At 69.6% G+C, this 14,508-nt stretch carries 16 protein-coding genes and 2 tRNA genes; 9 read left to right on the plus strand and 9 right to left on the minus strand.

What is annotated here, in order from left to right; all coding sequences use genetic code 11:
• The first annotated feature begins 43 nt into the window (after positions 1-43).
• Positions 44-2,338, plus strand: coding sequence for an NAD-dependent DNA ligase LigA (gene ligA / locus T9R20_RS08635; protein WP_416182974.1), 2,295 nt, complete (start codon positions 44-46; stop codon positions 2,336-2,338).
• Here ligA and T9R20_RS08640 read toward each other — a convergent pair whose 3' ends face one another.
• Positions 2,339-4,066, minus strand: coding sequence for a long-chain-fatty-acid--CoA ligase (locus T9R20_RS08640; RefSeq protein WP_322408894.1), 1,728 nt, complete (start codon positions 4,064-4,066; stop codon positions 2,339-2,341).
• An 81-nt stretch (positions 4,067-4,147) separates the two neighbouring features.
• Between T9R20_RS08640 and gatC the strand changes: the two genes are divergently transcribed.
• From gatC to T9R20_RS08670, 6 genes are read left to right on the plus strand one after another with little or no spacing between them, the layout of a single operon-like run.
• Positions 4,148-4,447 carry an Asp-tRNA(Asn)/Glu-tRNA(Gln) amidotransferase subunit GatC gene (gatC, locus tag T9R20_RS08645; RefSeq protein WP_322408895.1) on the plus strand — a complete coding sequence of 100 codons (300 nt, stop codon included), beginning with the start codon at positions 4,148-4,150 and terminating at the stop codon, positions 4,445-4,447.
• Positions 4,444-5,967: an Asp-tRNA(Asn)/Glu-tRNA(Gln) amidotransferase subunit GatA gene (gene gatA / locus T9R20_RS08650; RefSeq protein WP_322408896.1), complete on the plus strand. Its 1,524-nt coding sequence runs from the start codon at positions 4,444-4,446 to the stop codon at positions 5,965-5,967. The genes gatC and gatA overlap by 4 nt, the downstream gene beginning before the upstream one ends.
• Complete coding sequence (gene gatB / locus T9R20_RS08655) at positions 5,967-7,481, plus strand: Asp-tRNA(Asn)/Glu-tRNA(Gln) amidotransferase subunit GatB (RefSeq protein WP_322408897.1); 1,515 nt, start codon at positions 5,967-5,969, stop codon at positions 7,479-7,481. Before gatA ends, gatB begins: the two co-directional genes overlap by 1 nt.
• A 33-nt stretch (positions 7,482-7,514) precedes the next feature.
• A complete protein-coding gene (gene dinB, locus T9R20_RS08660; RefSeq protein WP_322408898.1) occupies positions 7,515-8,753 on the plus strand; it encodes a DNA polymerase IV in 1,239 nt (412 codons plus the stop codon).
• Between the two features lie 25 nt (positions 8,754-8,778).
• Complete coding sequence (locus T9R20_RS08665) at positions 8,779-9,099, plus strand: hypothetical protein (RefSeq protein ID WP_248243013.1); 321 nt, start codon at positions 8,779-8,781, stop codon at positions 9,097-9,099.
• On the plus strand, positions 9,062-9,667 hold the full coding sequence (locus tag T9R20_RS08670; RefSeq protein ID WP_322408899.1) for a hypothetical protein: 606 nt from the start codon (positions 9,062-9,064) through the stop codon (positions 9,665-9,667). The genes T9R20_RS08665 and T9R20_RS08670 overlap by 38 nt, the downstream gene beginning before the upstream one ends.
• Positions 9,668-9,671: 4 nt before the next feature.
• Here the strand turns inward: T9R20_RS08670 and T9R20_RS08675 are convergent, their stop codons facing one another.
• The 6 genes from T9R20_RS08675 to T9R20_RS08700 form a co-directional block, all read right to left on the minus strand.
• Positions 9,672-10,181, minus strand: coding sequence for a DUF2017 family protein (locus tag T9R20_RS08675; RefSeq protein ID WP_322408901.1), 510 nt, complete (start codon positions 10,179-10,181; stop codon positions 9,672-9,674).
• The gene (gene clpS / locus T9R20_RS08680; protein WP_322408902.1) at positions 10,178-10,465 is read right to left on the minus strand and encodes an ATP-dependent Clp protease adapter ClpS; all 288 of its coding nucleotides are present in this window, start codon (positions 10,463-10,465) and stop codon (positions 10,178-10,180) included. The genes T9R20_RS08675 and clpS overlap by 4 nt, the downstream gene beginning before the upstream one ends.
• Positions 10,466-10,473: 8 nt before the next feature.
• Positions 10,474-10,824 (minus strand): metallopeptidase family protein, encoded by a 351-nt coding sequence (locus tag T9R20_RS08685; protein ID WP_322408903.1) that lies wholly within the window; start codon positions 10,822-10,824, stop codon positions 10,474-10,476.
• 35 nt (positions 10,825-10,859) lie between these two features.
• Positions 10,860-10,935, minus strand: a tRNA-His gene (locus T9R20_RS08690).
• A 38-nt stretch (positions 10,936-10,973) separates the two neighbouring features.
• Complete coding sequence (orn, locus tag T9R20_RS08695) at positions 10,974-11,600, minus strand: oligoribonuclease (RefSeq protein ID WP_322408904.1); 627 nt, start codon at positions 11,598-11,600, stop codon at positions 10,974-10,976.
• 51 nt (positions 11,601-11,651) lie between these two features.
• Positions 11,652-11,724, minus strand: a tRNA-Arg gene (locus T9R20_RS08700).
• 109 nt (positions 11,725-11,833) lie between these two features.
• Between T9R20_RS08700 and T9R20_RS08705 the strand changes: the two genes are divergently transcribed.
• Positions 11,834-12,046: a methyltransferase gene (locus T9R20_RS08705; protein ID WP_322408905.1), complete on the plus strand. Its 213-nt coding sequence runs from the start codon at positions 11,834-11,836 to the stop codon at positions 12,044-12,046.
• Between the two features lie 30 nt (positions 12,047-12,076).
• Here T9R20_RS08705 and T9R20_RS08710 read toward each other — a convergent pair whose 3' ends face one another.
• Positions 12,077-12,694 (minus strand): hypothetical protein, encoded by a 618-nt coding sequence (locus T9R20_RS08710; protein WP_322408906.1) that lies wholly within the window; start codon positions 12,692-12,694, stop codon positions 12,077-12,079.
• A 61-nt stretch (positions 12,695-12,755) separates the two neighbouring features.
• Between T9R20_RS08710 and T9R20_RS08715 the strand changes: the two genes are divergently transcribed.
• The gene (locus tag T9R20_RS08715) at positions 12,756-14,183 is read left to right on the plus strand and encodes a PLP-dependent aminotransferase family protein (protein WP_322408907.1); all 1,428 of its coding nucleotides are present in this window, start codon (positions 12,756-12,758) and stop codon (positions 14,181-14,183) included.
• 52 nt (positions 14,184-14,235) lie between these two features.
• Here the strand turns inward: T9R20_RS08715 and T9R20_RS08720 are convergent, their stop codons facing one another.
• Positions 14,236-14,496, minus strand: a complete 261-nt coding sequence (locus T9R20_RS08720) for a hypothetical protein (protein ID WP_322408908.1) — start codon at positions 14,494-14,496, stop codon at positions 14,236-14,238.
• Positions 14,497-14,508 lie beyond the last annotated feature (12 nt).

Consider the following 14,508-nt stretch of genomic DNA (forward strand, 5'->3'; position numbering starts at 1 on the left):
CGGTGTCGGAGGCACTGCCTAGACTGACGGCGTGACAGACCCGGTGAGCAGCTCGGCAGATCGTCTTCCCGTCCCGGATGACCGGGCGTCCCTGTCGCCCGCGGCGGCTCGCACGCGGGCCGGGGAACTGACCGATCATATCCTCCGCGCACGCGACGCCTACTACGGCGAGGACGCCGAGATCGTCGACGATGCCACCTACGACGCGTGGATGCACGAGCTCGAGCAGCTCGAGCGGCTGCATCCCGAACTCCAGGGTCAGGACTCGCCCACGCAGAGCGTCGGGGCCGCGTCGGCCACGCTGTTCGCCCCGGTCACGCACGCCGAACGCATGCTGAGCCTGGACAATGTGTTCAGCGAAGAGGAGTTCTTGGCTTGGGCAGCGCGGGTCGAGCGCGATGCTGGACGCCCGGTGCGGTATCTCTGCGAGCTGAAGATCGACGGACTCGCCCTGTCGCTCCGGTACGAGCGCGGCCGGTTGACCAGTGCGGCGACACGCGGTGACGGTCGGGTGGGCGAGGATGTCACCGAGAACGTCCGTCGGATCACCACGATCCCGACGACGCTTTCGGGCACGGGGCATCCCGATCTCGTGGAGGTCCGGGGCGAGGTTTTCTTCACGGTCGCCGACTTCACCGCCCTGAACGCCTTCCAGCAGGAGCAGGGCGATCGGCTGTTCGCCAACCCCCGCAATGCGGCGTCGGGATCGCTCCGGCAGAAGGCCGAGGGGAAGACCGAACGGCAGCTGCGGGCCATGACCGAGAGACTGAGCCGGCTGCGGATGACGGTGCACGGCGTCGGTGCCTGGGCCGACCCGCCGGTGGCGGCCCAGAGCGAGGTCTACGATCTGCTGAAGGGCTGGGGGCTTCCGGTCAGCAGCTATTTCCGCGTGGTGGAGGATGCGGCTGAGGCGGCCGAGTTCATCCGGCACTACGGCGAGCACCGCCACGACGTCGAGCACGAGATCGACGGGATCGTCATCAAGGTGGACGACCTGGCTCTGCACGACGAGTTGGGGGCCACCAGCCGAGCACCGCGATGGGCGATCGCCTACAAGTACCCGCCGGAGCAGGTCAACACCACGCTTCTAGACATCGTGGTGTCGGTCGGGCGCACCGGTCGCGCCACCCCCTTCGCCGTGATGGCGCCCGCTCAGGTGGCCGGCTCGGTCGTCCGGCAGGCGACGCTGCACAACCAGGACGTCGTCAAGGCCAAGGGCGTCCTGATCGGCGACACGGTCGTCCTGCGCAAAGCGGGCGACGTCATCCCCGAGGTCCTCGGGCCGGTGGTGGAGCTGCGCGACGGGAGCGAGCGCGCGTTCGTCATGCCGGTGCGATGCCCCGAGTGCGGGTCGCCACTGGCGCCCGCCAAGGAGGGAGACATCGACCTGCGCTGCCCGAACTCCCGCTCCTGCCCCGCGCAGGTGCGCGGACGCGTCGAGCACATCGGCTCACGGGGCGCTCTGGACATCGAGGGTCTGGGCGAGGTGTCCGCCGCGGCGCTCACTCAGCCGGTGCGGCCCGAGATCCCGCCGTTGGTCACCGAGGCCGGGCTGTTCGATCTCACCGCCGGCGATCTGTTCCCGATCGACGTCGTGGTGCGCGACGCCGAGACGGGATTGCCACGCCTGCTCGAGGACGGCACAGCCGACACCCGGTCCCCGTTCCGTCGTCAGCGCAAGAAGTCCGATCCGCCGTTCGACCCGGGCGGGGCGTTCGACGGTGATGCCACACACATCGTCTCCCGAGCGGCCCAGGAGCTTCTGGCCAACCTCGAGCGCGCGAAGACGAAGGAACTGTGGCGCTTCCTGGTCGCCCTCAGCATCCGTCATGTCGGCCCGGTCGCAGCCCGCGCCCTCGCGCAGTGGTTCGGTTCGATCCGAGCGATCCGCGACGCCTCGCGGGATGAGCTCGCCGCCGTCGACGGGGTCGGCGGCATCATCGCCGACGCGGTGACCGAGTGGTTCGAGATCGATTGGCATTGCGAGATCGTCGACCGCTGGGAGGCGGCGGGCGCGCAGCTCGCGACGCCGGGGCATCCCGGTCCGGGTGCCGCGGCTGCCGGCGGCGGTGTCCTCGACGGTGTCACCGTCGTCGCCACGGGAACGCTCGAGGGCTACACCCGGGAGGGTGCCCAGGAGGCGATCCTGCGGGCCGGCGGAAAGGCGGCGTCCTCGGTGTCGAAGAAGACCGACTTCGTGGCCGCAGGCCCCGGCGCCGGCTCGAAGCTGGCGAAGGCGGAGGAGCTCGGCGTGCCGATCATCGACGCGGCGCAGTTCCACCTGCTGGTGACCGAGGGGCCGTCCGCGCTGTCGGGACAGGGGCCCTCCTCGTCGTGATCACACCGCGTCCGGCTCGTCCGGGCCCGACGCATGGAGGAGCCGCGTCCGTACCTCGCGTCGCTGCACCTTGCCGATCAGCGATCTGGGGAGCTCGTCGACCACGACGACACGGCGCGGCACCTTGTACGCGGTGAGGATCCCCCGCGCGAAGGAACGCACGTCCTCGGGATCGAGCGGATCCTCTCCGGACACCACGACGGCGGCGACGACGTCCTCGCCGGAGTGGGACGAGGGGAGGCCCACGACGGCCGCATCGCTCACCCGAGGGTGCTGACGCAGCGCGTTCTCCACCTCGGTGGGAGCGACATTGAAGCCTCCGGTGATGACGAGCTCCTTTATCCGGTCGACGATCCGGACGAACCCGTCGTCGTCGATCGTGACGATGTCGCCGGTACGGAACCAGCCGTCGACGAAGACCTGCTCGGTCTCATCGGGGCGTCCGTGATAACCCTCGAAGACCTGCGGTCCCCGGACGACGAGCTCACCGGGACGACCGGGCGCCACGTCGCGACGGGGATCGTCGGGGTCGACCACCCGGCACTCGGTGCCCGGCAGGGGCAGACCGACCGTCCCGGGTTTGCGGTGGGCGGCGACGGGGTTCGCCATGAGCACCGGGGAGCATTCGCTCAGCCCATAGCCCTCGACGAGATAGCCCTTGCTCGCCCGCTCGAAGGGCACGACCAGCTCGTGCGGGAGCGCCATGGCACCCGAGATGGCCACCTCCGTACCCTCCAGGGAGATCCCCGCGTCCTGGGCTGCCGCGAGGAGTCGCTCGGCGATCGGCGGGACGAGGGGGAGGAAGGTCGCAGGCCGCTTCCTGGTCACCGCCAGCACGAGCTGAGGGTCGAATCGAGGGAACAGCACGAGCCGCGCGGCCATCGACATGGCGAACGTGAGGCACAGGGTCAGACCGTAGGCGTGGAACATCGGGAGCACGGCGTAGACGACGCATCCCTCGCCGAGGATCACCTCCGGAACCCACGCGCGAGCCTGCGCGGCATTGGCGAGGAGGTTGCGGTGGCTGAGCCGGACGCCCTTCGGCGACCCGGTCGTCCCACTGGTGTACTGCAGGATCGCGAGGTCATCGGTCGTCGGCCCGGGGTGGCCGGGATCCAGGGGGTCGGAGGCGGTCAGCTCCTCCCAACGGTCCGGCGCTCCCGCACCTCGGACGACGGTCGAATCCAGCGCCATCCTCGCTTGGCGCGCGCGCAGGATGGGCAGGCGGAGGGCTGCACGCGTGCGCCACGGCATGGCGCGGTGGATCTCGACCGACACGAGCGTCTGGACCCGAAGATCCTCGGGGAAGGCGCGGACGGTGTCGACGACTTTGCTCCAGACGATCGCGTGGCGGGCCCCGTGATCCTGGAACTGGGTGCGCAGCTCGCGGGCCGTGTAGAGCGGGTTGTGTTCGACGACCACGGCGCCGAGTCGGAGCACGGCGTAGAACGCGACGATGTGCTGCGGGCAGTTCGGCAGGACGATCGCCACGGCGTCGCCGGCCTTCACGCCCCGGGCACGAAGACCCTCCGCGACAGCGACGATCTGCGCCTGCAGCTGCCGGTAGGTCGTCTCGCGACCGAAGAACTCCAGCGCCGGCGCATCCGGATACTCGCGGGTGGCCGTGTCGATGATGTCGACGAGCGACCCCGTCACCGCGGGCAGATCGGCCGGCACCCCCTCGGCGTAGCTGGCGATCCAGGGACGGGGTGGGTCGTACGTCGTCACGCCCGACACTCTACGGGGGCGACGCGGGCTCGCCTCGCCCCTGGACCGGAGGGCGGTGGGGCGAGCACCTAAACTGATCGGGTGTCCGAAATCACACCCGACCTCGTGCGTCATCTCGGCGTTCTCGCCCGCATCCAGCTGAGCGACGAGGAGGTGGCGCGCCTCACCGGGCAACTCGATGTGATCGTCGACAACATCGCGAAGGTGTCGGAGGTCGCCACCGCCGACGTCCTGGCCACCAGCCACCCCATTCCGCTTCAGAACGTCTTCCGGGACGACGTCCCCGCCGACGTCCTCACCGTCGAGGAGGTTCTGCAGAACGCCCCCGAGGCTGCGGACGACCGCTTCCGCGTGACCGCCATCCTGGGGGAGGAGCAGTGAGCGCCGGGGACGACATCATCCGACTCACCGCCGCCGACCTGGCGTCGCGACTGCGCGCCGGCGAGATCTCGAGCGTCGAGGCGACCAGGGCGCATCTGGATCGCATCCGAGACGTCGACGGCGACGTCCACGCGTTCCTCCACGTCAACGACCAAGCCCTCGAGGTGGCCGCCGACATCGACCGCCGCCGCGTCGCCGGCGAGGAACTCGGTGCGCTCGCGGGGGTGCCGCTGGCCATCAAGGACGTCCTGGTCACGACGGATATGCCCTCCACGAGCGGATCACGCATCCTCGAGGGGTACATGTCCCCGTACGACGCCACCGTGGTCTCACGCTCCCGCGCGGCCGGTCTCGTCCCGCTCGGCAAGACGAACATGGACGAGTTCGCCATGGGGTCCTCCACCGAGCACTCCGCCTACGGCCCCACTCGCAACCCCTGGGACCTCGACCGGATCCCCGGCGGCTCGGGCGGTGGCTCCGCCGCCGCGGTCGCCGCGTTCGAGGCGCCGCTCGCGCTCGGCTCCGACACCGGCGGCTCCATTCGGCAGCCCGCGCACGTCACGGGAACCGTCGGCATGAAGCCCACCTACGGTGGGGTCTCGCGTTACGGCGCGATCGCCCTCGCCTCGAGTCTCGACCAGGTCGGTCCGGTGACGCGGACGGTGCTCGATGCCGGACTTCTCCACGACGTCATCGGCGGTCACGATCCGCACGACGCGACCTCGCTCGAGGACGTCTGGCCGTCGTTCGCCGACGCGGCCCGCGACGGCGCGACGGGGGACGTCCTTCGCGGTCTCCGGGTCGGTGTCATCGCCGAACTCCCCGACAGCGGGTTCCAGCCCGGGGTCTCCCTCCGCTTCCGCGCGGCCCTCGACGCGATGGCGGCGCAGGGCGCGGAGATCGTCGAGGTGAGCGCTCCGCACTTCGAGTACGGCGTCGCCGCCTATTACCTGATCCTCCCCGCGGAGGCATCGAGCAACCTCGCAAAATTCGACTCGGTCCGGTTCGGCATGCGGGTTATCCCGCACGCCGGTGCCACCGTCGAAGAGGTCATGGCTGCGACGCGCGAGGCCGGTTTCGGCGACGAGGTCAAGCGACGCGTCATCCTCGGCACCTATGCCCTGTCCGCCGGCTACTACGACGCCTATTACGGCAGCGCGCAGAAGGTCCGCACCCTCATCCAGTCCGATTTCGACGCGGCGTTCTCCCAGGTCGATGTTCTGGCCACCCCGTCGGCTCCCACCACGGCGTTCCGCTTGGGCGAGAAGCTCGATGATCCGCTGCAGATGTACCTCAACGACGTCACCACCATTCCCGCCAACCTCGCGGGGGTTCCGGGAATCTCGATTCCTGCGGGCCTCGCGCCGGAGGACGGGCTGCCGGTGGGGATCCAGTTCCTCGCTCCCGCGCGCCAGGACGCCCGTCTCTACCGGGTCGGAGCGGCGGTCGAGGCGCTGCTGGTCGAGGAATGGGGCGGTCCGCTGCTGGATCGCATGCCGCTGCAGGGAGGGGTGGCCTGATGGCCCGCGACACGCTGATGGACTTCGACGAGGCCCTCGAGCGCTTCGAGCCGGTGCTCGGGTTCGAGGTCCACGTCGAACTGAACACCCGCACGAAGATGTTCTCCGGCGCACCCAACCCCGCGAACAGCGCCAACCACGATGCGGCGCCGAATACGCTGGTCGCCCCGGTCGACATGGGTCTCCCGGGCGCGCTTCCCGTGGTGAACGAGGAGGCCGTCCGCGCCTCCATCAGCCTGGGGCTGGCGCTCGGATGCCGGATCGCGCCCTCGAGCCGATTCGCGCGCAAGAACTACTTCTACCCCGACCTCGGAAAGAACTACCAGATCTCACAGTACGACGAGCCCATCGCGTTCGAGGGTTCTGTCGAGGTGGAGCTGGAGGACGGGACGGTCGTGACTGTTCCGATCGAGCGCGCGCACATGGAGGAGGACGCCGGGAAACTCACGCACATCGGCGGGTCGACCGGCCGGATCCAGGGCGCGGAGTACTCCCTCGTGGACTACAACCGCGCGGGCGTGCCGCTGGTGGAGATCGTCACCAAACCGATCTTCGGAGCGGAGCATCGCGCACCGGACATCGCCAAGGCCTACGTCCAGACCATCCGCGACATCGTGCTCGCGCTGGGCATCTCCGACGCGCGGATGGAGCGCGGGAACCTCCGCTGCGACGCGAACGTCTCGCTGCGGCCGCGTGGCCAGGAGAAGCTCGGCACGCGAACCGAGACCAAGAACGTCAACTCGATGCGATCGGTCGAGCGCGCCGTCCGTTATGAGATCCAGCGGCAGGCGGCGATCCTCGCCGCCGGCGGCACCATCACCCAGGAGACCCGGCACTGGCACGAGGACACCGGCACGACCTCGCCGGGCCGGCCGAAGTCCGACGCGGACGATTACCGGTACTTCCCGGAGCCGGATCTCCTCCCCGTCGCCCCCCCGGAGTCGCTCATCGACCGGCTGCGCGAGGCCCTGCCGGAGCAGCCGGTGGTGCGACGCCGACGTCTGAAGTCGGACTGGGGGTTCGCCGACATCGAGTTCCGCGGCGTGGTCAACGCCGGTCTGCTCGCCGAGGTCGAGGCGACCGTTGCCGCGGGTGCGACGCCGGCGGCCGCTCGGAAGTGGTGGATGAGCGAGATCAGCCGCATCGCGAACGCCGACGGCCGGGAGCCGGGCGAGCTCGTGACCCCCAGGCAGGTCGCCGAGCTCCAGCGCCTCGTCGACGAGGGGACGCTCACCGACAAGCTCGCGCGCCAGGTGCTCGAGGGGGTCATCTCGGGCGAGGGCGACCCGACCGAGGTCGTCGCTTCGCGGGGCCTGGCGGTGGTCTCGGACGACACGGCCCTCATCGCCGCGATCGACGAGGCGTTGGCCGCACAACCCGACGTGATGGACAAGATCCGCGACGGGAAGGTCCAGGCCGCGGGCGCCGTGATCGGTGCGGTGATGAAGGCGATGCGCGGACAGGCCGATGCCGCGCGCGTCCGCGAGCTCATCCTCGAACGCGCCGCGCAGTGACCGGATGTCGGCGGCACCGTCGACAATGGACTCATGGGTCGCGGTGACGGCAGCGGCCGGCTCGTCTCACCGGAGGGCGCGGATGACACGGGAGCCGGCATCCTCCACGTCGACATGGATGCGTTCTACGCATCCGTCGAGGTGCTCGACGATCCGTCCCTGCGCGGCAAGCCGCTGATCATCGGCGCGCCCGAGAGCCGCTCGGTCGTCTCCAGCGCGTCGTACGAAGCGCGACGTTTCGGGGTGCGCTCGGCGATGCCGGTCTCGCAGGCGCTGCGGCTGTGCCCGACGGCGCTGGTCGTTCCCCCTCGGTTCCCGCGATACGCCGAGCTGTCGGCCGAGGTGATGGCCCTCTTCCGCGACATCACCCCGCTCGTCGAGCCGCTGTCGATCGACGAAGCCTTCCTCGACGTCCGCGGGGTCCGGCGTCTGTGGGGGAGCCCGGGGGACGTCGCGCGCCTCCTGCGCACGCGGGTTCGCGAGGAGGTCGGCCTGCCGTGCTCGGTCGGCGCGGCGGCGACCAAGCACGTGGCGAAGATGGCGTCGACGCTGAGCAAGCCGGACGGCCTCCTCATCGTTCCCGAAGCAGCGACTGGGCGGTTCCTCGCCGGCCGCCGGGCCAGCGATCTGTGGGGCGTGGGCCCGAAGGCCACCGACGCGCTGGGGGCGCGGGGCATCCGGACCGTGGCCGACATCATCGACACTCCGGCGGCGGTCATCGATCGCGTCCTCGGCGCGTCGCTGGGGCTCCGGGTTCGTCAGCTGGCCCGGGGAATCGACCCGCGCGAGGTCGAGACGACGAGAGTGGAGAAGAGCGTCGGGCACGAAGAGACCTTCGCCGCCGACATCGATGATCCGGTGGTCCTGCGAGTGGAGCTTCGTCGTCTCGCCGACCGCGTCGGAGCGCGCCTTCGGGAGCACGGCTGGGAAGCGGCGACGGTCTCGATCAAGGTGCGTTTCTCGGACTTCGGCACGGTGACCCGGGCGCAGACCCTCCCGGAGCCGACGGCGGTCGGTCAGCGGATCGGCGCCGCGGCGATCGAGCTGTTCGATGCCCTCGAGCGCCCTCTTCCGATCCGTCTCATCGGCGTCCGAGCCGAGAAGCTCTCCGCGTCGGCGAACGCGCTCCCCGCGCTCTGGGATGACGATGAGGACTGGCGGCGGGTCGAGGGAGTCCTGGACGGTGCGGCGGCGAGGTTCGGCCGGGGGAGCATCACGCGCGCAACACTTCTCGGCGGCCAGGTCAAGGGGCCGGGCAAGGCTGGGCAATGACGGTGCCGCCGGGTACCGTGGGGGCATGCCCAACATCGCACTCGACCTCGGCAAGCAGTCCGCGGACTTCGGCGTCACATCCGTCTACGGCGAGCAGCAGGACGTGGACGGCGTCCGGCTGGTCCCCGTCGCCCTGACGTGGACCGCCTTCGGCGGCGGCTCCGATGAGGCGGGCAACGGCGGGGGCGGAGGCGGCGGATACGCCGTTCCGCTCGGCGCCTACATCCGTCGTGGGGACGATCTGCGATTCGAGCCGAACGTCGTCTCGCTCCTCGCCGTCGGCATTCCCTTCGTCTGGGTGGCCGGTCGTGCGCTCAGCCGTGTCATCCGCGCCCTCAAGAAGTGAGTCCGACCCGGTCGGGCGGGCACTGAGAGCAGCGGTCGACCACACGCGCGACGCGGTCGTCTCGGTCGCCGCGGCCAACCCGGTCATCCTGATCGATGGTCGAAGCGGCGCGGGAAAGACCTCCTTCGCGCGAGAGCTCATCGCCGCCTGGCCACTTCACGGTCGTGTGCAATCCGTGGCGCTCGATGCGCTCTACCCGGGATGGGACGGGCTCGCCGAAGGCGTGCGCACCGCGCAGGAAGCCATCCTCCGGCCGCACGCCCGAGGACTGATCGGTGTGTGGCAGCGCTGGGACTGGGAGCGGGGAGAATACGCTGAAGCGCACGCCGTGGATCCCTCGCTGCCGCTCATCGTCGAGGGGTCGGGTCTGCTCACCGCGGGAACCGCGCCCCTCAGCGACATCCGCATCTGGCTGGAGTCCCCGGCGCGCGCTCGACGGACCCGCGCGCTGGCGCGAGATGGTGAGACCTACCGGCCCCACTGGGACAGATGGGCGCGGCAGGAGGAGCAGCACCTGGCCGATGACGGGCCTGCGCAGCGCGCCACGCACGTCTTCGTCATCCCGTGACGACTCAGTGCTCCGCGGATCTCGTGGCCTCGATCGCGCGGATGAGTCCTTCCAGTCGGTACCCCAGCCAGTCGTACACACCGAACCGCGGGTCGTCCCCGTCGTGCTGGTCCTCGTCGGTGATGCCGAGCCGGGAGGCGATGACCAGCCGCACCGCGGCCAGGGTGCGCATCCAAGCCTGCACGGATTCGGGGTCGAGGGCGAGGTCGACCTCCTCCCATCCTTCCGCTCCGGCGGTGGTGACGGAGGTAAGGGTGGCTGCGGGCGAGAGGCTGCGTCGGACGAGCTGCGCATCCCGGTGACGGCGGCGGAGGAGGTCGCGCTCGGTGACGTCCCGGAACTCCTGCGCAGCCTCAGCATCGTCGGCGTACGCGTCGGGGACGAGGCGGAGGACGGCCGGATCATCGCCCGGAGGGGATCCGTCTTGGACGAGTTCGATGAACTGGTCGATCAGGTCGACGAGGTGCGTCGCCTCCAGGCGGGTGATCTGCAGAGTGAGCGGGACGGTGTTCATGCCGCGGGAGCCCGTCTCACGGTCGCCCACAGGCCGTAGTCGTGCATGACCTGTGTGTGGAGTTCCATCTGCTCCCTGGCACCCTCTGCCACGACGGCATGTCCGTCGTGGTGGACGGCGAGCATGAGGCGCTCGGCGGTGGCGGCGGGGAATCCGAAATACTCCCGGAAGACGTGGGCGACATAACTCATCAGGTTCACAGGGTCGTTCCAGACCACGGTCTGCCACGGACCGTTCGCCGACTCCTCAAGTATCTGATCGAGGCGCTCCTGGGTCTGCATCATTCCCGCCATCACGCCCACCCGAGTTCGTGCAGCTTGTCGTCGTCGATGCCGTAGAAGTGCGCGATCTCGTGGACGAGGGTCGTGTGCACCTCATCTCGCAGAGACCCCTCGTCGGCGCACGCGGCCAGGTGCGGCTCGCGATAGAGCACGATGCGATCGGGGAGTTCGCCCATGCCGTATCGGTCGCGCTCGGTCAGCGCCCATCCCTCGTAGAGGCCGAACAGCTCCTGCGACGGGTCCTCGGGCCGGTCCTCGACCACGAAGACGACGTTGTCGAGGCCGTCGACCATGTCGTCGGGGAGAAGGTCCAGCTCCTCGATCACAAGACGCTCGAACGCCTCGGCATCCATCTCGAGCATGTCTCCACGATACGGGCACGCAGACCCTGGAGATTTGGGGTGGCTGACGGGACTTGAACCCGCGGCCCCCTGGACCACAACCAGGTGCTCTACCGACTGAGCTACAGCCACCGTGGGCCCCGCCTCGGCGGGACAACCCAACGATTCTCTCACACGCCGGGCGCGAACGCGGACACCACAGATGCGGCGGCGGCACGGGCGCCGTCACTGGTCGGTCCCGGCTCGGGAACGAAGACCGCCTGGCGGTAGTAGGCCAGTTCGGTGATGGACTCGCGGATGTCCGCGAGCGCGCGATGACCGCCGTTCTTGGCCGGGGCGTGGATGTAGGCGCGGGGATACCAGCGACGGGAGAGCTCCTTGATGCTCGACACGTCGACGTTGCGGTAGTGCAGCCACCGATCGACCCGGGGCATGTACTTGGCCAGGAACATCCTGTCCGTTCCGATCGTGTTGCCGGCCAGCGGTGCCTTCCCCTCCTGCGGCGCGAAGCGCTGGATGTATTCGAGGGCCTGGAACTCCGCCTCGGCGACCGTCACCCCCGCGGGGATCTCATCCAGGAGTCCGGAGGTCTCGTGCATGGTGCGCACGAAGTCGCTCATGTTCTCCATCGCCGAGGCATCGGGCTTGATCACCACCTGGAATCCGGGATCCAGTGGCCGCAGTTCGAAGTCCGTGATCACGATCGCGATCTCGACCAGCTCGTCGACCGCGAGGTCGAGGCCCGTCATCTCGCAGTCGATCCACACGAGCCGGTCGTTCTCGGAAGCTCCCACCATGGGCCCATCCTAATGACGGGCGCAGACCGTGGCCGCGACCTCCTCACTCGGTCCCCCAGGCACGATTCGAACGTGCGACCGGCGGATTAGAAGGCCGCTGCTCTATCCACTGAGCTACTGGGGGTCGCCAGACCAGGGTAGCGGCCGGGACGACGGGGTCGGGAATCGCCGCCTGCCATCTGGCGGCGAGTCCCGGCGAGGCGTAGCGTCGAAGCATCGGAGGGAGTTCGACGATGAGCACGACCGACACGCACTCGACCCTGTGGGTCGCTTACGGAACAGGCGGAGTGGTGGGCAGCATCCGCAAGGTGGCGGACGGCTACACCGTCACCATGGCCGGGGCGGATTCGACGGCCGGGACCTACCCGACCATGGATGTCGCGAAGAACGCGCTGCACGCGCGGATGCGACCGGGGAGCGAGTGGCCGACGTTCGAGGAGCACTGAACAACCCGCGCCGTCATCGCGCCGGGGCGTTCATCGTGTCGTCGATGACGAGGTCGCCGGCGCACGGCCTTCTCGCGCGGTGTCGAACAGGGGCAGCGTGATGTGCACCAGGGGTCCGATCGTCACGGCGAAGACCAGGGTGCCGACACCCACCGTTCCGCCGAGCACCCATCCGATCAGCAGCACGCTGAGTTCGACGCCGCCGCGACACGCCCAGATGGGCCAGCCGAAGCGCGCATGCATGCCGGTCATGAGACCGTCGCGGGGACCGGGACCGAACCGGGCGCCGATGTAGAGCCCGCACCCGACGGCGACGACAAGAATGCCGACGATGAGCAGGGCCGCCTGTACCCCGAGGTGGTTCGGGGCGGGCGGCATGATCCAGAGCGCGATCTGCATGCTTGTGCCGACGAGAAGGATGTTGGCGACCGTGCCGATCCCCGGTCGCTGGCGCAGGGGGATCCATAGGAGAAGCACACCGACACCGACGAGATTGGTCACCCAGCCGATGCCGATGCCGGACTGCCGCGAGAGGCCCTCCGCGAACACGGTCCAGGGATCCACGCCCAGACCGGCCTCGATCGTCAGAGCGCACCCCGCGCCGTAGAGGACGAGGCCGAGAAGCAGGCGGATGGCACGGTCGGTCACCCCGACATTCCACCATCTCATTGGACTGCACGTAGCAGGCCAATCCCCCTAAAGTGGTCGGATGGACTCCAGGATGTCGGCGCGCGCCCTCTCCCACGCCCTCGGGGGGTGGCGCACGCGCGAACCGACGTACGAGGCGCTGGCCGACGGCATCCGCCTGCTGTGCCTGGACAACAGGCTTGCACCGCGGACGACACTTCCGGCGGAGCGCGAGCTCGCCGCAGTCCTCGGTCTGAGTCGGAGCACGGTGGCGGCGGCCTACGCGAGCCTTCGTGGGACGGGACACATCCACAGCGTGCGCGGATCGGGGAGCATGACGCTTCCCGTCGCGCGGAGGGACCCGGGCATCACCTCCCGGGTCCACCGGGATGACATCGACCTCCAGCAGGCCAGCCCTGCGGCGTGGCCCGGCCTGGCAGGTCTCATGGCCGAGACGATCGCCGACGCCCCCTCGATCGTCGCGCGAAGCGGCTACGACATCGTCGGACGGCACCAGCTCCGTGTTCGCGTGGCCGAGCACTACACCGCTCGCGGCGTGACGACCTCGCCCGATGAGATCCTCATCACCACGGGCGCGCAGAGTGCGATCCACCTGCTGGCCCGCTCCCTCGTCACCCGCGGCGACCGCGTGCTGATCGAAACGCCCACGTACCCCCATGCGGCAGACGCGCTCCGGCAGGCCGGTGCGCGCCTCACCGCGGTTCCGGTGACCATCACGGACGGCTGGGATCTCGAGCGGGCCGAGCAGGTGTCGCAGCGTACTCTTCCGGTCGCGGCGTACGTGATGCCCGACTTCCACAATCCGACAGGTCGATCGATGAGCGCTCACGAGCGCGCCGCGCTGGCTCGGTCGTGCGAGCGTGCGGGGACCACGCTCATCCTCGACGAGACGACGGGAGATCTGGACATCGACCGGGGGCCGCTGGATCGTGGGTTCGACCGGATGGATCCGCGCCTGGTCGTCCGCATCGGCTCCCTGGGGAAGACCGTCTGGGGCGGACTCCGCATCGGATGGATCCGCGCGACGCCGGAGCTGATCCGCCGTCTTGTCGCGCTGCGCAGCGCGCAGGATCTCGGGACGCCTGAGCTCGAGCAGGTCATCGCGTCCGCCGTCCTCGGCCGGTTCGGCGACGTGGTCGACCAGCGTCGGCACATGCTGCGGGCAGGACGCGACGTCATGAGCGCCGCCCTGAACGAGCGCCTTCCGCGATGGACCGTTCCCCGGCCTTCGGGCGGAGTCTCGCTGTGGATCGAGATGGATGCACCTCTCAGTGCGGCGGTGGTCATGGATGCGCGCCATCGCGGACTGCTCCTGACCTCGGGGCCCCGCTTCTCGGTCGACGGCGGTCACGACAGGTATCTTCGGGTGCCCTTCACCGCGGCACCGGAGACGCTGGTGCGTGCGGCGGACATCTTGGCGGAGTCGTGGACGACGGTTTCGCGCGCTGCCCCTCCGACCCTCATGCTGCGCGAGGACGCGATGGTCTAGTGTGACCGCCGCGGTCTCATCGGCAGGGGCGTTGGCCGCATGACGTGCGGGGTCAGCGCACGTAGTGAAGGCACGAGACCGCGTCATCCAGACTCCAGAACCGACCCACCTCGAGGAAGCGTCTGATGCGCGCGGAGTACCGGAGCGCGTGGAATCGCAGGGCGTCCGCCTCCTCGCTGGTCTGGATGTGACCCACGACTCGACCGGCGCGGTCGACGACACGCCAGAGGCGCGTCCCCGCGCCGACGAGCCGCAGTCCGTGCGGCACCGCCGATGTCGTGGTGGGGATCGAGGGATGGGTGAGAGCGGTCATGTCTTCCTCCTG

Origin of the sequence: Microbacterium invictum (assembly GCF_034421375.1) — a bacterium.
Lineage (GTDB): Bacteria > Actinomycetota > Actinomycetes > Actinomycetales > Microbacteriaceae > Microbacterium > Microbacterium invictum_A.

Coding starts and splice junctions, on each gene's coding strand:
- gatB (WP_322408897.1), top strand. CDS start 5,967: ATGGCCCGCGACACGCTGATGGACTTCGACGAGGCCCTCGAGCGCTTC.
- dinB (WP_322408898.1), top strand. CDS start 7,515: ATGGGTCGCGGTGACGGCAGCGGCCGGCTCGTCTCACCGGAGGGCGCG.
- T9R20_RS08665 (WP_248243013.1), top strand. CDS start 8,779: ATGCCCAACATCGCACTCGACCTCGGCAAGCAGTCCGCGGACTTCGGC.
- T9R20_RS08675 (WP_322408901.1), bottom strand. CDS start 10,181: ATGAACACCGTCCCGCTCACTCTGCAGATCACCCGCCTGGAGGCGACG.
- clpS (WP_322408902.1), bottom strand. CDS start 10,465: ATGATGCAGACCCAGGAGCGCCTCGATCAGATACTTGAGGAGTCGGCG.
- T9R20_RS08685 (WP_322408903.1), bottom strand. CDS start 10,824: ATGCTCGAGATGGATGCCGAGGCGTTCGAGCGTCTTGTGATCGAGGAG.
- orn (WP_322408904.1), bottom strand. CDS start 11,600: ATGGTGGGAGCTTCCGAGAACGACCGGCTCGTGTGGATCGACTGCGAG.
- T9R20_RS08705 (WP_322408905.1), top strand. CDS start 11,834: ATGAGCACGACCGACACGCACTCGACCCTGTGGGTCGCTTACGGAACA.
- T9R20_RS08715 (WP_322408907.1), top strand. CDS start 12,756: ATGGACTCCAGGATGTCGGCGCGCGCCCTCTCCCACGCCCTCGGGGGG.
- T9R20_RS08720 (WP_322408908.1), bottom strand. CDS start 14,496: ATGACCGCTCTCACCCATCCCTCGATCCCCACCACGACATCGGCGGTG.